At 55.8% G+C, this 20,312-nt stretch carries 13 protein-coding genes; 8 read left to right on the top strand and 5 right to left on the bottom strand.

Annotated features, from left to right (window positions below):
- The first annotated feature begins 167 nt into the window (after window positions 1-167).
- The 3 genes from P1X16_RS06690 (at window position 168) to P1X16_RS06680 (ending at window position 6,942) form a co-directional block, all read left to right on the top strand.
- Complete coding sequence (locus P1X16_RS06690) at window positions 168-3,329, top strand: CusA/CzcA family heavy metal efflux RND transporter (RefSeq protein WP_277227159.1); 3,162 nt, start codon at window positions 168-170, stop codon at window positions 3,327-3,329.
- 235 nt (window positions 3,330-3,564) lie between these two features.
- Complete coding sequence (locus P1X16_RS06685) at window positions 3,565-4,422, top strand: transporter (RefSeq protein WP_277227157.1); 858 nt, start codon at window positions 3,565-3,567, stop codon at window positions 4,420-4,422.
- 501 nt (window positions 4,423-4,923) lie between these two features.
- Window positions 4,924-6,942, top strand: coding sequence for a HAMP domain-containing sensor histidine kinase (locus tag P1X16_RS06680; protein WP_277227155.1), 2,019 nt, complete (start codon window positions 4,924-4,926; stop codon window positions 6,940-6,942).
- A 145-nt stretch (window positions 6,943-7,087) separates the two neighbouring features.
- On the opposite strand, the gene P1X16_RS06675 is transcribed toward P1X16_RS06680, so the two are convergent.
- The gene (locus tag P1X16_RS06675; protein ID WP_277227153.1) at window positions 7,088-8,440 is read right to left on the bottom strand and encodes a M20/M25/M40 family metallo-hydrolase; all 1,353 of its coding nucleotides are present in this window, start codon (window positions 8,438-8,440) and stop codon (window positions 7,088-7,090) included.
- A gap of 94 nt (window positions 8,441-8,534) precedes the next feature.
- Between P1X16_RS06675 and P1X16_RS06670 the strand changes: the two genes are divergently transcribed.
- On the top strand, window positions 8,535-8,981 hold the full coding sequence (locus P1X16_RS06670) for an META domain-containing protein (RefSeq protein WP_277227152.1): 447 nt from the start codon (window positions 8,535-8,537) through the stop codon (window positions 8,979-8,981).
- Window positions 8,982-9,102: 121 nt separating this feature from the next.
- On the opposite strand, the gene P1X16_RS06665 is transcribed toward P1X16_RS06670, so the two are convergent.
- On the bottom strand, window positions 9,103-9,846 hold the full coding sequence (locus P1X16_RS06665) for a hypothetical protein (protein WP_277227150.1): 744 nt from the start codon (window positions 9,844-9,846) through the stop codon (window positions 9,103-9,105).
- 201 nt (window positions 9,847-10,047) lie between these two features.
- A complete protein-coding gene (locus P1X16_RS06660; protein ID WP_277227148.1) occupies window positions 10,048-13,497 on the bottom strand; it encodes a pyruvate carboxylase in 3,450 nt (1,149 codons plus the stop codon).
- Between the two features lie 277 nt (window positions 13,498-13,774).
- Between P1X16_RS06660 and P1X16_RS06655 the strand changes: the two genes are divergently transcribed.
- The 4 genes from P1X16_RS06655 (at window position 13,775) to P1X16_RS06640 (ending at window position 18,397) form a co-directional block, all read left to right on the top strand.
- On the top strand, window positions 13,775-14,488 hold the full coding sequence (locus P1X16_RS06655) for an SDR family oxidoreductase (RefSeq protein ID WP_277227146.1): 714 nt from the start codon (window positions 13,775-13,777) through the stop codon (window positions 14,486-14,488).
- 107 nt (window positions 14,489-14,595) lie between these two features.
- The gene (locus P1X16_RS06650) at window positions 14,596-15,921 is read left to right on the top strand and encodes a deoxyribodipyrimidine photo-lyase (protein ID WP_277227144.1); all 1,326 of its coding nucleotides are present in this window, start codon (window positions 14,596-14,598) and stop codon (window positions 15,919-15,921) included.
- 71 nt (window positions 15,922-15,992) lie between these two features.
- Window positions 15,993-16,679: a TetR family transcriptional regulator C-terminal domain-containing protein gene (locus P1X16_RS06645; protein WP_277227142.1), complete on the top strand. Its 687-nt coding sequence runs from the start codon at window positions 15,993-15,995 to the stop codon at window positions 16,677-16,679.
- Between the two features lie 401 nt (window positions 16,680-17,080).
- Window positions 17,081-18,397 (top strand): AarF/ABC1/UbiB kinase family protein, encoded by a 1,317-nt coding sequence (locus P1X16_RS06640; RefSeq protein WP_277227140.1) that lies wholly within the window; start codon window positions 17,081-17,083, stop codon window positions 18,395-18,397.
- Between the two features lie 29 nt (window positions 18,398-18,426).
- Here P1X16_RS06640 and P1X16_RS06635 read toward each other — a convergent pair whose 3' ends face one another.
- Window positions 18,427-19,827: a M64 family metallopeptidase gene (locus tag P1X16_RS06635; protein WP_277227138.1), complete on the bottom strand. Its 1,401-nt coding sequence runs from the start codon at window positions 19,825-19,827 to the stop codon at window positions 18,427-18,429.
- Complete coding sequence (locus tag P1X16_RS06630) at window positions 19,824-20,282, bottom strand: hypothetical protein (RefSeq protein ID WP_277227136.1); 459 nt, start codon at window positions 20,280-20,282, stop codon at window positions 19,824-19,826. Before P1X16_RS06630 ends, P1X16_RS06635 begins: the two co-directional genes overlap by 4 nt.
- Window positions 20,283-20,312 lie beyond the last annotated feature (30 nt).

The following is a 20,312-nucleotide window of genomic DNA, read 5'->3' as shown; positions in this document are numbered from 1 at the left end:
GCGGAGTTGAAGCACCTTTCTCGCCAGCGCAGTACATCCTGACACTTGCGCAACGATGCACGCGAGATGCTTTGGCAAGCTCAGCATGACCAATACCCATATCAACGTCAGCCCGCGGGATACTTCGCTCAGCCTGACGATACCTATCTAGTCAGCCACGACTTATCATGAATAAATTCATTCAGGGCATTATTGCCTTTTCGCTTAAAAACCGGGGCTTCGTGTTCTTAATGACGCTGGTCGTTATTGTGGCCGGGGTCATGAGCTACCGCAACACGCCCATCGAGGCGTTTCCAGACGTTACGAACACGGAAATCACCATTATCACGCAGTGGCCCGGCCGCTCGGCCGAGGAGATTGAGAAGTTTGTAACAGCTCCAATTGAAATTTCCCTCAACCCGGTTCAGAAGAAAACCAGCATCCGCTCCACTACCCTCTTTGGGCTGTCGGTGGTGAAGGTGATTTTCGATGACGGCGTGGACGATGCCTTTGCCCGCGTGCAAGTCAACAACCTGCTCAGCCAGGCCGACCTGCCCGAAGGCGCCGAACCCGACGTGCAGCCGCCCTACGGCCCCACCGGCGAGATCTTCCGCTACACCCTCCAGAGCAAGGGCAAGACCACGCGTGAGCTGAAAACCATTCAGGATTGGGTGGTAGAGCGCAACCTGAAAGCCGTGCCCGGCGTGGCCGACGTAAACAGCTTCGGCGGGGAAGTGAAAGCCTACGAAATCAGCGTGAATCCGGGCAAGCTCCAGACCTTCAACATCACGCCCCTCGATCTCTACAACACCATTCAGCGCTCCAACATCAACGTGGGCGGCGACGTGATAAACCAGGGCCAGCAGAACTACGTGGTGCGCGGCATTGGCTTGCTCAACAACATCTCCGACATCAACAACACGGTCATCAAGAACGTGAACGGGGCCCCAATTCTGGTGAAAGACGTGGCGCAGGTGCAGGAGTCGGCGCTGCCGCGGCTAGGCCGGGTCGGCCGCGGCCTCAACGACGACGTGCTGGAAGGCATTGTGGTAATGCGCAAAGGCGAAAACCCGTCCGAAGTTATTGCCCGCCTCAAAGACAAAGTCGCGCTGCTCAACGAGAAGGTTCTACCGGCCGGTGTACAAATCCACACCTTCTACGATCGGCAGCAGCTCATCGACTTCAGCACCGAAACTGTGATTCACAACTTGCTAGAAGGCATTGTGCTCGTGACGGTTATCGTGTTCGTGTTCATGGCCGACTGGCGCACCACGGTTATCGTGTCGGTGATTATTCCGCTGGCTTTGCTGTTCGCCTTTATCTGCTTGCGGCTGAAAGGCATGAGCGCCAACCTGCTCAGCATGGGCGCCATCGACTTCGGTATCATCATCGACGGGGCCGTGGTGATGGTGGAAGGGCTCTTCGTGGCCCTCGACCACAAGGCGCATAAGATGGGCATGGAGAAGTTCAACAAGCTCGCCAAATCGGGTTTGATCAAGAAAACCGGCCGCGACATGGGCAAGGCCATTTTCTTCTCTAAGGCCATCATCATCACGGCGCTGCTCCCCATCTTCTCGTTCGAGAAAGTGGAAGGTAAGGTGTTTTCACCCCTAGCCTGGACCTTAGGCTTTGCCTTGCTCGGCGCGCTCATCTTCACGCTCACGCTGGTGCCAGTGCTCACTAGCATTTTGCTGAAGAAGAACGTAGTAGAGAAAGACAACTTCTTTGTGCGCGGCATCAACAAAGGCGCGCAACGGTTCTTCTCTTTCACCTACGCCCGCAAAACCGCCAGTTTGCTGGTAGCCACGGTGGCCGTGGTGGCGGGCATGGGCGCCTTCCACTTCCTTGGCTCCGAGTTCCTGCCCGAACTGAACGAAGGCTCCATCTACGTGCGGGCGCAGCTGCCGCTAAGCATCTCGCTGGAAGAAAGCAACAAGCTCTGCAACGACATGCGCCGGGTGTTCCTGAGTTTCCCCGAAGTAGGCGACGTGGTGAGCCAGACCGGCCGCCCCAATGATGGCACCGACCCTACCGGCTTCTACAACAACGAGTTTCTAGTGCAGCTCAAGCACACGCCGGAAGTGCAGGCCGAAATGAAGCACAAGGACAAGCGCGAGGCCCTAATTGCGGGGATGAAGGAGAAGCTCAACCGCTTTCCCGGCGTGGATTTCAACTTCTCGCAGCCCATCACCGACAACGTGGAAGAAGCTGCTTCGGGCGTGAAAGGCTCGATTGCAGTGAAAATCTACGGCAACGACCTGAAGCTGATGGAAGAAAAAGGCCGCCAGGTGTACAGCGTGCTCAAGCACATCAAGGGTATCGACGACTTGGGCGTACTCCGCAACATCGGGCAGCCGGAGCTGCACGTGGAGCTAGACGAGCGGCGTATGGCCAGCTACGGCGTAAGCAAATCCGACGCCAATGCCGTACTAGAAATGGCTGTGGGCGGCAAGCAAGCCTCGCAGATGTACGAAGGCGAGCGAAAATTCCCTATCCGTGTGCGCTACCAGCAGCAGTTCCGCGAGTCTACCCAACAGATTGCAGCCCTGATGGTACCCACGCAAAATGGCAAGTCTGTGCCCCTTTCCGAAATTGCGACCATCGAAGACGTTACGGGCCCATCGCTCATTTACCGCGACGACAATCAGCGCTTCTCGGCCGTGAAGTTCAGCATCCGCGGCCGCGACATGGGCAGCACCATTGAAGAAGCACAGCGCGAGGTGAACAAGGTGGTGAGCTTGCCCAAAGGCTACAGCATGAAGTGGACCGGCGACTTCGAAAACCAGCGCCGCGCCACGGAGCGTCTAACGCAAGTGGTTCCGGTTTCCCTGGCCCTGATTTTCTTTATCCTGTTCATGCTGTTCGGCAATTTGAAAGACGCCGGGCTAGTGCTGCTCAACGTACCGTTTGCCATCATCGGCGGCATTGCGGCGCTGCTCATTACCCACACCAACTTCAGCATTTCGGCCGGTATTGGGTTCATTGCTCTCTTCGGCATCTGCATCCAAAACGGCGTGATTCTGATATCGGTGTTCAAGCAAAACATGGTGCGCAAGCTCAGCCTCGACTTCAGCATTGCCGACGGCGTAACCAGCCGGGTGCGCCCCGTGGTAATGACGGCTCTGATGGCCACCATCGGCCTGATGCCCGCCGCCATGAGCACCGGCATCGGCTCCGAAACTTCTAAACCGCTGGCTATCGTGGTTATTGGCGGTCTGATTACCGGCACCATCCTGACCCTGTTCATCTTTCCCCTCATTTTCGAGCGGGCCTACCGCGCCGAGCATTCCAAGTATGGCCCGCAGCCGGAGCTGGCCCTTGAGGAGCGAGAGCCGGTACTGGTGCATTAATCATCAGTTTACTGAAGCCTGCCTATTCCTTTAGAAGCCCCGATGCTGCCTAGTATCGGGGCTTTCTGGTGTGATTAGGAATGGTTTGTACCTGCGAAAAGCGTCTGCTATACTACGCTACGTGGGTCATCAGCAGCCCTGACATCTATGCCATACCACGTTGTATCGGTTGGGATTAGCAGATTACGTTTCTGGCCCGGACGAACTTTCTTCGGCGTACTGGCGTCCGGAAGACATGCGCATCTCCACCCTGCTGACTGCCACCGGCTTTTTACTGGCCGGTTCGGCCCGCACTCTGGCCCAGACCGTTGACCCCAACGTCGACAATGCCGATACCCCGTTCATCCGCAATATTCGCCCCGACCGGCCCGGCCAAACCGTCACGACCAACATCCTGCGTCCGGGTCAGGTGCAGCTCGAAGTAGGCAGCCAGCGCCAGCTGCGGGCCACTGATGGTACGTCTAGGGCTTTTTCGCGGGGCTTGTTGCGGGTTGGCTTTTGGGGCCTGATGGAGTTGCGGGTAGAGCAGGATTATCGGCACTCACCCTCTCAGAGCACAACATTTATTCCGGAGGTCGGGCCGGTTCCGACACCTACAGTGGGACCGACGGGGTTTGCGCCGCTCACTGTTGGCGCCAAAATGCTGGCTTCCTCCAACCAGGATAACCGCTCTCAGGTGGCGCTGCTCGCCGAAATGACGTTGCGCAATGGTGATGATTCCTACCCCGACAAAGTGTACGAGCCCGCAGCCCGTTTGCTGATATCCCAACAACTCGGTAAGCGGTTTGGCTTGGAGGCCAACCTTGGCTTCCGGCAACGCGGCTTCAAGGCAGCCGACACAAGCCGGGGTCAATATATAGGCACCTTGGCACTAAATGGCCCTTTAGGCGAGCATTTCGGCTTTTTCGCCGAGACGTATACCACATGGCAGCGCGTGGCAGGGTGGCACCCGGGGGTGACTTCAGGGGTATATTGGCGGCCTCTTCCTAGCCTCCGCCTTGACCTAACGGCGGGCAACGGCCCTGGAACTGCTTCTTATGCTCCTACTGGGTCTTATGTAGGCGCAGGTATAAGCGTACGACTACCACATTAACAGCAAGCACTGCTTGTGTTTGGTGAGCAACATTTAGGCTGACTTTCATGCAGCCTTCTAGTTAAATAGAATGCTTATTCAATTGCATAATTATCAGTTGCCTGAAATTCATTCATCCATATTCCTCCCTGCATCTGATTGCGCTGAAGCACTCCAATAAGTCACTAATCATTTACAACAGATATACGATATGTCATATTTCAATACTAAAAATCATCTGTACTATCTGAGTAATATGCTTATTCTTTAGACATTACGAGCCGTTTTAACCTTTTATTGACCGCAATTGAAGAACATTAGGTCCATACTAAAACTTGAGCTTAACCTTATTATTATATCGAACACAGCGTCCAATATCAAGGCAAATCTAATGGCAATTTTTGCACTTAACTATTTTTATTTGCTTATACATATAATTCGACTATGTTTAATTCTATATTTAACATAGAATTATCCGTAGATTTGACCAGTAGGTCTATAGCTACTGGTTGCCAAGTTATCGTGAAAACATTATTACTCTTTTTTACACTATCTACTTTACCTATCTGGGCGGCTGAGGCGCAGAGTGCCAACCCAGCTGTCCTTGACAGCTTACAAAGGCAGTTAGCTCTTACCGAGCCTACCGATACCCTGCGCGTATTGCTACTCGATGAGTTGTGCTGGAACTTAAGTCATTCCGATTTGCCGCGCGCCCGTACTTACGCCGAACAAGGTATTGCTCTGGCCCGCAAACTCAACTACCCCCGTGGTGAGGCGCGCTGCCACAACGACCTTGGTACCTGCCTGACTCTGGCTGGCAGTGCCGACGAAGCACTGCGGCAGCATTTAATTGCTTTACGCATTTTCAGGTCGCTGGGCATGAAGAAGTCCATGGGCTATGCGTACAACGGCATGGCCAAGTGCCACATTCTGCACAACCATTTTGCTACGGCGGCCAGGTTCTACCACATGGGGTTGTTTCTGGCCGAGCAGCGGCATGATTCCGCCGACCAGGCCCTGTTCCTAACCAATCTGGCTGACGTTGCTTGGCAACAAGACAGCCTCAAGCAAGCCAACCAGTATATCCGGCGGGCTTTGCTGTTGTTTGCCGTTGTCAACGATCTTTCTGGTCAGGCCAACAGCCTCTTCACCCTTGGCAAAGTGCAGGCCCGCCAGCATCAGCCCGATTCGGCGCGCATGAGCTTGCTGGAAGCTGTAATGCTCTACCGGGTGCTAGGTGATGGATACGGCTTGTCTGGTGCATACACGTACTTGTCAAAAGTGATGCAGGCCAAAAAGGAGCTACAGCCAGCCCTGGATGCAGCAACGCTTGGCATGCGCTACGCGCAGCAAGTAGGTTCGCCCGAACGGTTACAGAACGCTTATCAGCAGCTCGCCGACAACTATGCCGCACTTGGTCAACACCAACAGGCGTACGCCATGCAGCAGCGTTTTCAGCATCTGCGCGACAGCTTAATGACAGAAGTAAACACCCGTGCTATGGCCGCGCTCCAAAGCCGCTACAATGCGCGCGAGCAGGAAGATAATATCCGCCTTCTCACGCAGCGCCAAAAGGTAACGCAACTGCGCGCCGAACGAGATGAAGATCGGATCCAATTACTGGGGGTGATAGTTGGGGGGTTGCTGCTGCTTGTGGCAGTCGGCAGCTTATTATACGGCCAGCTTTTGCGGAGCCGCCAGGAACTAGCTGCCCAGCACCAGCTAGTAGCGGCCAAAAATACGGCCTTGGAGGATGCCGCCCAGGAGCTTCGCCAACTAGCCGATTCCAAAGCGCGCCTCTATGCCATTATCGCGCACGACCTACGCGGACCGGTAATGGCCTTTACCGGGGTGACAGAGCTGATTAGCTTCTATCAGCGGACCAACGACCAGGAAGGCCTCCGCCACTTGCCCGAACTCGTCCGAGAATCAGCCCAAAGCCTCAATGGGCTACTCGACAACTTATTGAATTGGGCGGTCAGCCAAACAGGCGAACTAAGTTGCCATCCTGAACATCTGTACGCGCGGGATCTTTTATCGGAGTGCTACGAACTGTTTCAAACCAGTGCTCATTCCAACCAGATTCAGCTTCAGTATGATGCAGACCCACACTTGGTTCTGTACGCTGATCAGAACATGGCGCGCACTATTCTGCGCAACCTCGTCAGCAACGCCCTTAAATTCACTCCCACCGGCGGCACCATCCGGCTGCAAGCCACCCCCGACACTACCGACCCAACCCAGGTTTGTGTTTCAGTAACTGATACGGGGCCGGGCATGCCCATCAGCCAATTAAAGCAAGTGCTGCACCCCCAACAGCCACAGCTACGAGCTAGCAATTCGGGTGGGCCAGTCCAAGGCACAGGCTTAGGCCTGCAGCTATGCCGGACTTTCGCTGAATGCCACGGCGGTACCCTGGGCATGAGTGCAGGCCCCGAAGGAGGCGCAATGGTATGGGTGACGCTGCCTGTAGCTGGCAAAGTTCTTAAGGTTGACCCCACGCAAAGTCAGTCATCTTTCCAAGCGCATACGGCCGCTTAAGTCATTATTCCTGAGCAAGAAAACGCTGCCAGCGACACACCTTTACTATAGAGCAGCGACGAGCCAACGTAAAGATAAACAGCTAGGGCCGGCAAAGACTGCTTCTTTGCCGGCCTTAGCTGTTTTCAATTATACCCTATTGATTTTAGGGCTTCTGGGTAGCAGTAGCTTCTGGCGCAACGCGGGTTGGGGTTTGCTGACCGGATATGATACCGGTGGCACTTCGGGCAATGCCATTGATTATGGCCGTCATGTTCGGCAAATTCAATGATTCAATTTCGTCATCTACCGAGTGATAGAGCTTGTCGGTAGGAATTTGGTCGGTGCTGATGCTGTGGGCGGGCACTCCTAGGCGGGCCAGGGTAGCATTATCGGAGCGGTAAAACAGGTTTTGCTCGGGGTACGGGTCGGGTTCAACATGAAACGCCGAGCCCTTCAAATTTGCTTGCAGCAACGGACCGAAATCAGACCGTTCGAAGCCGGTGATAAAGGCAGCATTGGGCCCAAACTTGGATACTTTGCCAATCATTTCAATGTTGAACATGGCAACGATCTTGGCTGGGTCGAGCTGCTTCGAGAAGTATCGGGAGCCAAAGCCGCCGATTTCCTCGGCTGTAAAAGCCACAAAGATGAGGGAACGGGCGTTGTTGTTTTTCTTTTTGAAATGCTCAGCCAGAGCCACCACAGCCGTTGTACCACTGGCGTCATCATCGGCCCCGTTGGCAATGGAGTCGCCGGCCACGGCAGGCAAGAAGCCGATGTGGTCGTAGTGGGCTGAAAAGACTACCTGCTCAGCGGCGCGCGCCTGATCTTTACCTGGCAATACGCCTACAACGTTGCGCAGCTCCAGCGTACGCACTGTGGTGTTAGCAGCTACCTTGAAGGTTACTTTTCCTTCGGGCAGCGCTGAGGTCAGCACCACGACGCTAGAGAACGGACTCTCTGTTTTTTCAGCCCGTACGTTGCTGTGACTTACATAATCGGCTATTCGCTTGAAAGCCGGGGCATGCGTGGGGTCAAGCAGCACCACAGTATTCTCACGCGGCCGCACGATGTCGCGCATGTATTGCTGCATGTTGTCCTGCGGACCAACTACCAGAACCCGCGTGGCGGGCTCGTCGGTATCGGTCCAGTTTAGGTGGGGCTGCGTGGAAACAAGCAAAGCCTTCTCCTTAGCTACGGGCGCATTATTCAGCGTCACGAACAAGGCCGCCACGTGCGTCTCATATGCTGGAAAAACTTGCTCGTAGCTTGTCAGGCCCGGCAACATTTGCAAGCCTATACGCTGGAACTCTGTGGCCAAAAACTGTGCGGCTTGCAAACCACTCGGTTTGGCTGCGGCGCGGCCTTGCATGTTGTCAGCGGCCAACGTGCGCATAACGCGCTCCACGGTGGCCGCTGAAACTCCTCCAGCGGGCGTAGAAGCGGTTTTCTTTTGCGCCTGCAGCTGAAAAGTTGAAAGTACTAAAAACAGAACGGTGGGAATGAGGTTGCGCATGACGCAAAATAACCGTTTTGGACAGTTATTTGTACAATTCAGTAGCTGCCTTTTCCTATTTCACTCATAAGTGCATAGTAACTTCTCTTGTCTTATGCTTAATCTCCATCGTATTGCACTTGGATTGCCCTTGCTACTGCTTACCGCTTGTCAGTCTACCTCGCCAGCTTCGCAACCTATTACCCCATTGGCTTCACTACGCAACACTCGTTGGGTGCTTCGGACCTTGCAGGGCCAACCGGTTCCTGTTCCAACTAATGGCGAAGCATATTTGCTGCTACGGACCAACGAATTGAACGCTGAAGGCAATGGGGGCTGCAACCGGTTTCGCGGCACTTTTGAACTCCCCGCCGATGGGCAGCTTCGGTTCGGCCCGCTTCTTTCTACTAAGATGGCATGCCCAGATCTTTCCACCGAAACCGGTTTCATGAACGCCCTGACAAACACGCGCACCTACCAAATCAGCGGCGACACGCTGCGGCTTTTCACTGAGGCCGCAACCCAACCAGCCGCCGTGCTGCATGCCGTATATCTGCACTAGGGTACCTTGTCTTGGCCCGATAACAGATAGTGAATAAGTAAGCAGCCCTCCAGCATGATGTTAGATATGTGTTCTAACCTTATGCTGGAGGGCTGCTTACGTGAAAAGTAGATTTCGCTTTCTATTTGGGGTCGAGAGTATCAAGTACGTTAGCCCACTCAACGTCAGTTTTGGCTTTCTGAGCGGCACCCGATTCCTTGAGGGCAGCGGCAAGTTCTGGCATGGCCGCTTGCAACGTTTTCACGCTCAACTTAAGCGGCACCAAGCTAGCATCAGGACGGCGCAGGTAGTACACGTTCTTATCTTCGACTTGGTCGTATTGCTGGCCGGTGTTGTATGCTCCGGTATTGTTGGCCTTGCGCAGCAGCTTCACATACCGCTTCAATAGCGAGTAGCGGCCCTCATGCAGCACCTCCACGTAATCCATGCGCTGGTTAGGGACGAGGGCTTCTTCGAAACGCCGAAACACCCGCTTTCGAATAGTGGTGGTGCCCGGAACAGGGTCATCCAACTCGAAACGCGTCACCGCCCGATCATCGAGTTGCAGCGAATCAACTCCCCGGTCGAGGGGGCGCATGAGGAGGCGCTGGTTTAGCACATCGTATTTGAGTGGTACTGGCGCCAATGGCAGCTTCGTCGAAAGGGTAATTCGAGCCAGTAGCCACCGATTGTCAGCGTAAGGGGTGCCTATTACTCCCGCACTGGTGGGTTTGCGTACAACGGCCGCGTCGCCCCGCCCTAGCGCATCAATATTGTCCCGGGCCGCAGCACCTGTTTGCTCAATGGGCGGTGGTAAAGAACTCTGAGCCGCCGCTGCCGCGCTAATCAGCAGCAAAACGGCAATGGGTAGCAAACGCGTAATCATAGCAACTTCAAACTTACTTATCTTATTTAAAATCAATTGCTTACTATACACCTAGCCATCCACCTCCAATGCAATACTTTGTGAAGGCAAAGCAAGTAGAGCCGTTGCACTACTGGTTAGCGCAACGGCTCTTAGTTTGCTCTGTACAGCAAGCTCACCTTGTAACACAAGGCAGCAGTAAGATATTAGCTTTCACTCATACTACGCCAGTGTTAGCACCAAATCGTCGGCGTTCACGAGGGTGCCTTCTGGTAGGTGCAGGCTTTGCACGGTGGTGTCTTCGGGAGCGGTAATGGTGGTTTCCATTTTCATGGCTTCGATGATAAAGAGTGGCGAATTACGCTTCACTTCCTCGCCATCTTTGACCAACACTCTCGAGAGTAGCCCTTGAAGCGGGGCACCAACTTGCTTGGCGTTGAGTTTGTCGGCTTTCTGGTTGAGCACGCGCTTCACCTCCACGCTCAGGTCGCGCACTTCCACGTTGCGGGTCTGGCCGTTGAGGTTGAAGAAGATAGTGCGGTTGCCGTCCTCGTTTACCGTACCAATCGACTGCAAACCCACAATGATGCTCTTGCCGCGGGCAATGTCTACAATGGTTTCCTCGCCGGGCTTCAAGCCGTAGTAGAACACCGGTGTGGGCACAATGCTCGCGTCGCCGTACTGGACCAAGTGCGCCCAATATTGCTCGAACACCTTTGGGTAGAGCAGCCACGACAGCAAATCAGTGAACTTGGCGCGGGCACCAAACTTCTCTTCGAACTTCTGCCATTCCGCATCGAAGTCGATAGGCGCTAAGTGCTCGTTGGGCCGGTCGGTGAAGGGCTGCTCGTCTTTGAGAATGACGCGTTGCACGTCGGCGGGCCAGCCACCTTCGGGCTGCCCAATGTCGCCGCGAAACAGTTCGCGCACCGATTCGGGGAAGTTCAGGCTCTCTCCTTTTTCCACCACGTCCTGCGTGGTGAGGTTGTTGGAAACTAGGTACAGCGCCATGTCGCCTACCACTTTCGAGGAAGGCGTTACTTTCGGAATATCGCCGAAGAGCAGGTTCACGTCGGCGAAGGTGCTCTTGATGGTTTCGAACTTATCGAGCAAGCCCAACGCCGCCGCTTGGGGCCGCAGGTTGCTGTACTGTCCGCCCGGAATCTCGTGTTGGAATACCTCGGAGTTGCCGGCCTTCAAGCCCGATTCAAAGGGGTAATAATGCTCTCGCACCGTTTCCCAATAGTTACTGAACTCGTTGAGCGACGGTTGGTTGAATTCGCGGTGGCGCGGCTGCCCACGCAACATTTCCACTACGGAGTTGAAGTTGGGCTGCGACGTCAAACCCGACAAGCTACCAAGCGCCACATCAATCACATCAACACCTGCTTCCACCGCTTTCAGATACGTGGCCGCCTGTAGCGACGATGTATCGTGGGTGTGCAGATGGATGGGCAAGCTGATAGTTTCGCGCAGGGCCGTAACTAGTTCGGTGGCCGCGTAAGGCTTCAGTAGCCCGGCCATGTCCTTGATGCAGAGGATGTGCGCGCCGGCTTCTTCGATCTGGCGAGCCAGGCGCAGGTAGTACTCCAGGTTGTATTTCTGGTTGCGCTTGGGGTCCAAAATGTCGCCGGTGTAGCAGATGCTACCTTCCGCCAACCGGTCGGTTTTGTTGCGCACAAAGCCTATGCACGCCTCCATGCCCGGCATCCAGTTCAGCGAATCGAAAATGCGGAACACGTCGATGCCGGTTTCGGCAGCTTGCTGTACAAACCGCTCGGTAAGGTTGTCGGGGTAGGCCTTGTAGCCCACGCCGTTGGCCCCGCGAATGAGCATCTGGAGCAAAATATTCGGGGTGGCCTTGCGGAGCTGCGCCAAGCGGGCCCAAGGGTCTTCGTGCAGAAAGCGCAGCGCCACATCAAACGTGGCCCCGCCCCAGCATTCCAGCGAGAAGGTTTGGGGGTGCTGGTGAGCGTAGCGCTCGGCCACCTTCATCATATCCGAGGTCCGCATGCGGGTGGCCAGTAGGCTCTGGTGCGAATCGCGGAGGGTGGTGTCGGTGTAGTGAATCTGCTTGTCTTCGCGCAGCCACTTGGCAAATGCCTCGGGACCAAGCTCCGTGAGCTTATTTTTAGTGCCGGGCTGCAAGGGCGCCTCCGGGTCGTACTGCGGCAGGCGAGGCTTGCGCAATTCCCGGCGCTCGTCCACGAGGCCTTTCACGTCGGGGTTGCCGTTCACAATGATTTCGCCCAGGAAGTTGAGCACCTTGCTGGCGCGGTCTTGCCGGGTCTTGAACTTGAACAGCTCGGGGTGGTCCTTGATGAAATCGACGTTGGCGGCCCCACTCCCGAAAATGGGGTGCGCAATGATGTTTTGCAGAAACTGGATGTTGGTACGCACCCCCCGCACCCGAAACTCGTCGAGCGTGCGGGCCATTTTGGTGGCCGCCTCGCCAAGCGTGGGCGCATGGGTAGATACTTTCACCAGCAAAGAATCAAAGAACGGCGACACTTTCACGCCGGTGTACACCGAGCCCTGGTCAAGGCGGATGCCGAAGCCGCCGGCCGAACGATACGCCGTAATGGTGCCGTAGTCGGGCTTGAAATCGTTGGTGGGGTCTTCGGTGGTGATGCGGCACTGAATGGCGTAACCGTTTTTCAGGGGTTTGTTGTCGCCGCCCAAGCCAATTTCCGGAGAAGTGAGGCGCTTGCCATCAGCAATGTGGAGCTGCGTTTTGATGAGGTCCACGCCCGTAATCATCTCCGTAACGGTGTGCTCTACCTGAATGCGGGGATTCACCTCGATAAAATAGATGCGGTCTTGCTCGGGGTTAACCAAAAACTCGACCGTACCCACGTTGTTGTAGTTCACGGCCCGGCCCAGGCGCAGCGCGTACTCATATAAGAGGTGGCGCATGTGGTCAGGCAGATTCAGCGAAGGAGCCACTTCCACCACCTTCTGGTAGCGCCGCTGCACCGAGCAGTCGCGCTCGTAGAGGTGAACCAGGCCGCCGTGGTTGTCGGCTACCAGTTGCACCTCGATGTGCTTGGGCTGCTCCACAAACTTCTCCAAGAACACGGTATCGTCGCCGAAGGCTTTCAGCGCCTCGTTGCGAGCCTCGAAGAAGCCGCGCTCCAATTGCTCATCGTCCCGAATAACCCGCATACCACGGCCGCCGCCGCCCGCTGCGGCTTTCAGCATCACGGGGTAGCCAATGCGGTGGGCTTCATCCAGCGCAGTGGGCAAGTCGTTGAGCTCTTGAATGCTGCTCTCAATAATGGGCACCTGGCACTGAACGGCCACTTTCTTGGCGGCTACTTTGTCGCCTAGGGCATCCATTACTTCGGGGCGCGGCCCCACGAAGATGATATTCTCTTCGGCGCACCGCCGGGCCAGCGTGGCATTTTCCGACAGAAAGCCGTAGCCCGGATGAATTGCATCCACGCCGTTTTCTTTGGCCGTCCGAATCACCCCCTCAATATCCAGGTATGGTTTCAGCGGCTCGTCGTCGCGGCCAATTTGGTAGGCTTCGTCGGCTTTGTAGCGGTGCAACGAGTAACGGTCTTCGTAGGTGTAAACCGCTACGGTCGTAATACCTAACTCGGTGGCAGCACGCATGACGCGAATAGCAATTTCGCCCCGATTGGCGACTAGCAGCTTGCGGATGTTCATCTTGGAGTATGCGGTGTTTAAGTAGAACAGGAATGCGTGTGGCAAGCTACTCAAAGACTTGGGAAATAGGAGCGAAAATTCGCTTCACTATTATAGTATATTGAAATTTTAGCATAAATACGCCGATTATCTAGCAAACAAATAGTTTATCCAGCCACTATTTGAGAAGATGGCAGTAATAACTGGCATCAGTTGCTAATATCTTATTCAGTGGTTAGCACAAACCTTAGCTGCACCATTCAGTTGTCACTAGATCCTGTCTAATTGATTTCACTGCATGGAATTTGCCAACCAAAACATTCTGCTCGTTGGGGCTTCTTCGGGTATTGGACTAGCTACGGCCCAGCTGCTGCATAAGCTTAATGCCAATCTGTACACCGCCTCCCGCCACCTCTCCCCAGAACTGGCCGAATTAGGTACCACCTTTCTGGAACTAGACGTAACGCAGCCTATCGGTACCGCCCTCGACGGTTTGCCCGATGAACTGCATGGCGTGGTATACTGCCCGGGCAGCATCAAGCTGCGGCCTTTCGAGCGAATTCCGGTGGATGATTTTCGGGCTGATTTCGAGTTGAATGTGCTTGGGGCCGTGCAAGTGCTGCAAGCCACTATGAAGCGGCTCAAAAAAGCGGGCGGCGCCTCCGTGGTGCTCTTCAGCACGGTAGCCGCCGATACGGGCATGAGCTTTCACGCCAGCATTGCCACGGCCAAAGCCGCCGTGGAAGGGCTTACCCGGGCGCTGGCTGCCGAGTATGCCGCCAGCAACATTCGGGTGAATGCCGTGGCACCGTCCCTGACAAATACGCCCTTGGCTGCGGCCTTGCTCAACACGCCCGAAAAGGCAGAGGCAGGCGCCAAACGCCATCCTTTGCAGCGCATTGGTCAGCCCCAAGACTTGGCCTACATGGCGTCGTTTCTGCTCTCCGACCACAGCTCTTTTATCACCGGCCAGGTATTGCCGGTAGACGGCGGTATGGGCCGGTTGAAGTAACGAGCAGCGCGGAGCTTCGATTTCGCGTATCGTCGTTGACCTGCAGCCCGTACTAAGTATATGGTTCAACGATGGGCGAAGTTGAAGCTTCGTGCTATACTTGCTTTATGACAGAAATTACGCTCTTTTGGCACCGCCGCGACATTCGTTTTCACGACAACGCCGGCTTGGCCGCCGCTTTGCAAAGCGGATTCCCAGTGGTACCGCTCTTTATCTACGACCGAGAAATCCTGGATCTGCTGCCTAGCCGGAGCGATGCGCGCGTCACGTTTATTTATGATGAGGTAGAGCGGTTGGGCCGCAAAACCTCCCAATCAGGGGGCCAGCTGCTGGCATTTTATGGGCGGCCGCTCGAAGTTTTCGCGCAGTTGCTGACCACCTACAAGGTGGCCGCCGTGTACACCAACGAAGACTACGAGCCCTACGCCACCGAACGGGACACCGCCGTAGCACAGCTGTGCCAGCAGCATGGTGCCACATTTCACGCGCTGAAAGACCAAGTAATCTTTGCCAAAAACGAGATACTCGGCAAATCAGGCAAGCCTTCCAAAGTATTCGGGACGTACCGTAAGGCTTGGCTGGAAACTCTCCGCAACGAGCAACTGCTCCCCTACCCCTCGGCCGAGCTGTTCAACGCCACCAACCTAGCTAAGCTTCCCAACGCACCCCGCCGCCCCACCCTAACCGAAATGGGCTTCGAGGAATTCCGGCAGTTTGTGCCCTCTGCCGAGCTACCTACCGAAAGCTTGGTGCGCAACTACCACCTCACCCGCAACACACCCGGTCGGGTGGACAGCAGCACACGCCGCTCGGTACACTTGCGCTTCGGGACGCTAAGCGTGCGGGAGCTGATGCGGCAGGCTCAAGAACTGAACCCCAAGCTGCTGGCCGAACTCATCTGGCGCGACTACTTCATGATGCTGCTGTGGCACTACCCATATACTGCCACCGAAAGCTATGAGCCCCGCCTGCGCCACGTGCCCTACCGCAACAACGAAGAAGAGTTTCGGGCGTGGTGTGCAGGCCGCACCGGCTACCCGCTGGTAGACGCCGGCATGCGCGAGCTAAACGAAACCGGCTACATGCCCAACCGCGCCCGCATTGCTACGGCCGGCTTCCTGGTAAAGCACTTGCTCATTGATTGGCGGTGGGGCGACAAGTACTTCTCCGACAAGCTGCTCGACTACGATATGAGCCAGAACGTGGGCAACTGGCAGTGGATGGCGGGTACCGGAGTGGTAGCGGCACCCTGGTTCCGGGTATACAGCCCCCAGAGTCAGCTAAAGCAGTACGACCCGGACCTGGCCTACGTGAAAAAGTGGGTGCCCGAATACGGTACTAGTGCTTATCCGGTGCCTATAGTAGACCACAAGTTTGCGCGCGAACGGGCCATAGAAACCTTCCGCACCGCGTATCGGGCGGCTGTAAGCTGAGGGAGGCAATAGGTGGAAACTGTTCGGAATAAACTCAACTAATCGGCCGCCCCGATGGTTATAATAGTACTATGGAACAGCAACCTTCGCCTCAAGCAATGCCCGAAACGGCCAGCGCCACAAAAGTCCGGATCAAGCAAGCCTACCTCGACTATGTATTAGACAAAGGCCACCAGCCGGCGTCGGTGTACAAGCTCACCAAGAAGCTTGGTTTGCCTGAGCAGGAGTTCTACCTGCACTATGCCAACTTCGACGTTATCGACCGGGAGTTGTGGGCCGACTTTGGCCGGGAAGCTCGGGCCACGGCCGCCAAGGAGCCTGTTTGGGAGCAGTACGGTGCCCGCGAAAAGCTGCTGGCTTTCTACTACACGCTCATCGAGATTTTAAAGCGCAACCGCAGCTACGCCCTCAACGCGTTGCGCCGCTCGCTTTCAAAAATGCCGGGCCTCACGCCTCGGGTGCTCGATGATTTCCGGCAGGAGTTTGAGGATTTTGTAGATGAAATCCTGCGCGAAGGACGCCGCACCGACGAAGTAGCCAGCCGCCAGCTTATCCAGGACGGCTACCCGCAGTTTTTCTGGCAGCAACAGTTGTTTGTACTGAGCTTCTTTGCCAAAGATGACAGCATCAACTTCGAGCGCACCGACGCAGCCATTGAAAAAGCCGTGACGTTGAGCTTCGACCTAGTCGGCCGCAACACCCTGGATTCTGCCACCGACTTCATTCGCTTTCTGCTGCACAGCCGCCGTCGGCGCTAGTTTGAAAAAGTGTACGGTTTGCTTGATCTGGCGGCCGCGTGTCATAACATCCCGCGTGCGTGCACAGGCTAACTACTCAATCAGGACGTCATGCTGAGCGCAGTCGAAGCATCTCGCTAGTGTGGTAAACTCAGTTAGTGCTGCAACGATTCGAGCGAGATGCTTCGGCTGCGCTCAGCATGACCGATATAGTTTGGCTTCGTCAGCACGCGCGGCGAGATGCTTTAGCTTCGTTGCATCCCTGGCTTGATGCGCCACATCTTCAGCATGATAGGTGCTTTGGCAATAGTTGCCTATACAACCTTAGCATGCGAAACACTTAGGAGGCGTCGCGTCAGCTTGATGGCCTTGAGCAAGCAGCTGTTGCGCAGCGGATTTACACCGTTTTCACATCAATTTGAATGTCCGAATTACCTGAGAATAACTCTCTTTCTTCTCTTCCCACCACCAAAGTAGCGCGGGCGGCTCGCTTTGCGCGTACTGGCCTCAACGTAGGCGCCAACTACGTGAAGCATTACGCCAAGCGCGCCGTAGGAGCCGAAAGCACCACCGATGATCTGCATGCGGCCAACGCGGCCGAACTGTATGGCACCCTAAGCGAGATGAAAGGCTCGGTGCTGAAAGTGGCGCAGATGCTGGCCATGGAAAAGAATCTACTGCCTACCGCTTATGCCGACCAGTTTGCGCAGGCGCAGTACCAAACGCCGCCCCTATCGGGCCCGTTGGTGGTGAAGGCATTTCGGGATGCTTTCGGGAAGTCGCCGTTCGAGGTATTCGAGGAATTTGACATCAACGCCCGGCAGGCAGCCAGCATCGGGCAGGTACACTTCGCACGCAAAGACGGGAAAGCCTTGGCCGTGAAGGTGCAATACCCCGGCGTGGCCGACAGCATCCGCTCGGATATTCGGCTGGTCAAGCCCATTGCGTTGCGCGTGTTGGGCTTAGATGAAGCCACGGTACGCCCTTACTTGCAGGAAGTGGAAACTCGCCTCATCGAGGAAACGGATTATGCCTTGGAGTTGCGGCGCGGGCAAGCAATAGCAGCGCAGTGCGCCGGTTTGCCGCACCTGGAGTTTGCCACCTATTACCCGGCGCTGTCCTCGGCCCGCATCCTAACCATGGATTGGCTGCCCGGCCTGCACTTAAAGGAGTTCTTGGCTACCGCTCCCAAGCAGGAAGTACGTAATCAGTTGGGCCAGGCCCTGTGGGACTTCTACATGTACCAGCTCAACGAGTTACGCATGGTACACGCCGACCCGCACCCCGGCAACTTCCTGCTGCGCGCCGAAGCCGGTGGCACCGTTGGTGTACTGGATTTTGGTTGCGTAAAAGAAGTACCCGCCGATGTACACCGCCTCTTCAACGGCCTCCTAACGCCCGAAACCCTAGCCGACCGTAGCAAGCTGGCGGCACTGCTCACCGAAGCGGGCATTCTGCGTCCTGAGGATACCATTACCCGGCAGCAGTTCTACCTCGACACCATGCAAGCGTCGCTAGAGCTAGTCGGTCGGCCGTTCCGGCAAGAGGTGTTCGACTTCGGCGACCCGTCGTACATGCAGGCACTCTACGCCCTCGGCGACGACCTGATGCAGCAGCCGGAACTGCGACAGCAACGGGAACCGCGTGGCTCCGAGCACTTTATTTACTTGAACCGGACCTACGTTGGTCTCTACGCCTTGCTCACGGAACTACGCGCAGTGGTACGGACAAGCCGCTAGACCTACTGAAGTGGAATTCAACAGAGAGCTTATTGCTTCACGAGTTGCCGCGTGATAGGAATACCATCTACATCGAGCAGCAGCGTGTAGATACCAGCCTGGCTTATCCCTAGTTCTTCGGCCCGTAATTGATAATGGTAGCGGCCGGCAGCTTGCCGGTTATACCGAATAGTTTTCACTTTGCGGCCAGCAGCATCGAGCACCGTAACGGTTACTGGCGCCACGCGAGGCAGTTGGTAGTTGAGCGTTAGCACGTCGCTTACGGGGTTGGGGTACGTCTCCACTTCGTACACTGCCGTAGCGGAAGCCATGCTCACCCCGGCAACAGTGCGGGTGATAGTCCAGTCAACCGTATAAGTGTGTTGTATGACGTGGCTGGCTTGGCGTGTGAGGCCCGTCGTATCGACCACAACGGCGCGAACGGTGTGCATGCCCGATGGCAATTGCGCCAGCGCAACAGTGGTTGCCGCCGTGTCGCGGGCAAACACCTCACCGTCGCGGGTCCAGGTTACCTTGAGCGTGTTAGGGCTGGGTGGCAACAAGGTAAGCGCGAACGACAAATCTTGGCGGGGGTTGCTGATCGTGAAATTGGTGGGAGAACAGGCTTGCAACGGCGGCACCAACGTGTGTATGCGCTCCACAAATGTCTCTTTGCACACCGAGCAGAAAGGCATATCCAAGAACTGCATTTTGCAGTTCTGGTGCGGCTTTTGCCATTCAGGATGGTCTACGTGAGGATAGATACCCACGGCATTCGTGCCCATCCAGGAAGCCCAGCGCACTGTGGCCGGATCGGTGGTTTGGGTCATGTTGGCTGTTTCCCGTGCGTATTGGCTTCCTGCCCAATACTCGTCGGATAGCCCCGCAAAGGAGTGTCCGATTTCGTGGATGGCTATTTCGGAGGCGTTGTTATTGGCTGAAAAGGTGGCAAACTGCCCACCCGAACCGCCGTACTCACTGGAGTTGACCAGCACAAATACTTGGTCGTAGGTTGGGAAGCTTTGGGCCAGCACCATGCCCAAAGCCGCAGTTCGCTGGGGCACCAGCAAGCGGTGAATACTGCCCACATCGAAGGTGCTGTTGAAGTAAGTGGATGCCTTGAAGGAAGGCGTAGGACCGCAGTCAGGCGCCGTGCGAGGGTGTGTCGAGCCGCTCTCGGCAGAAGGCACTTTAATGGCGAAGGCATTAAAATACTGCTGATATTCCTGAAACGGACTTTGAGTTAGCAAGCTATGCAAGGCCTGCTTGGCCCTACTAATGAATAAAGGCATTTCCGCTTCCTTATAGCCGTCGGGGACAAAAACCAGATTGATGCGCTTGGTTAAGCTGCCCGTTTTCACCAACGTATCGACGGGGAAGGTTTGCGCGGCCACTGGCCCAGACAGCCCCGCCCATAGCAACAATAACAAGTAAAATGTATAGGCTTTCATAGCTTAGAAGGAATAGCAAGTTCACTGAGGATAGAAGTTCGACCGTCGGCAATTTCTTCGATGCGGACCGTAGTGGCCGTTGGCTGCAGAGCCAGCCGAACGAAGAACTCGGCCGCTGGCAACTTCACTTCGCTGCGCTGGAAAGTGCGCTGATCATCGGCTACGTGCTCCAGGCTCCGGCGCAATGGATGCGTGACCCGCGTTACGCCTACCACCTGGCTACGGCCATCGAGTTGGGAAACGCGCAAAAAAGCAGATGTGTCAGTTGCTGTTTCAGGGGCTTTCAAAGTACCAAGCACCGCCTCGGCGTGCATGTCGTGGAGCCGGGAGCCAGATGGCTCGGCCGTCAGCCGACCGCTAAGGAATAGCAGTTTGGGAGCAGGTGCTATGGTAGATACCGGCAGCGGCCTGAAGTCGCCTACGGGGCGGTGGGTGCACGCTAAGAGCCCGTGCACGATGCATGCACAACTTGATAGATAATAGAT

Source organism: Hymenobacter sp. YC55 (genome assembly GCF_029433095.1).
Classification (GTDB): domain Bacteria; phylum Bacteroidota; class Bacteroidia; order Cytophagales; family Hymenobacteraceae; genus Hymenobacter.
The sequence above is the reverse complement of the archived record's forward strand: the minus strand, read 5'-3'. Positions and strand labels throughout refer to the sequence as shown.

What these genes read in the sequence shown, in the direction of transcription:
- P1X16_RS06690 (WP_277227159.1), top strand. Translation starts at nt 168, where the DNA reads ATGAATAAATTCATTCAGGGCATTATTGCCTTTTCGCTTAAAAACCGG.
- P1X16_RS06650 (WP_277227144.1), top strand. Translation starts at nt 14,596, where the DNA reads ATGACAGAAATTACGCTCTTTTGGCACCGCCGCGACATTCGTTTTCAC.
- P1X16_RS06675 (WP_277227153.1), bottom strand. Translation starts at nt 8,440, where the DNA reads ATGCGCAACCTCATTCCCACCGTTCTGTTTTTAGTACTTTCAACTTTT.
- P1X16_RS06635 (WP_277227138.1), bottom strand. Translation starts at nt 19,827, where the DNA reads ATGAAAGCCTATACATTTTACTTGTTATTGTTGCTATGGGCGGGGCTG.
- P1X16_RS06670 (WP_277227152.1), top strand. Translation starts at nt 8,535, where the DNA reads ATGCTTAATCTCCATCGTATTGCACTTGGATTGCCCTTGCTACTGCTT.
- P1X16_RS06660 (WP_277227148.1), bottom strand. Translation starts at nt 13,497, where the DNA reads ATGAACATCCGCAAGCTGCTAGTCGCCAATCGGGGCGAAATTGCTATT.
- P1X16_RS06645 (WP_277227142.1), top strand. Translation starts at nt 15,993, where the DNA reads ATGGAACAGCAACCTTCGCCTCAAGCAATGCCCGAAACGGCCAGCGCC.
- P1X16_RS06640 (WP_277227140.1), top strand. Translation starts at nt 17,081, where the DNA reads ATGTCCGAATTACCTGAGAATAACTCTCTTTCTTCTCTTCCCACCACC.
- P1X16_RS06685 (WP_277227157.1), top strand. Translation starts at nt 3,565, where the DNA reads ATGCGCATCTCCACCCTGCTGACTGCCACCGGCTTTTTACTGGCCGGT.
- P1X16_RS06665 (WP_277227150.1), bottom strand. Translation starts at nt 9,846, where the DNA reads ATGATTACGCGTTTGCTACCCATTGCCGTTTTGCTGCTGATTAGCGCG.
- P1X16_RS06655 (WP_277227146.1), top strand. Translation starts at nt 13,775, where the DNA reads ATGGAATTTGCCAACCAAAACATTCTGCTCGTTGGGGCTTCTTCGGGT.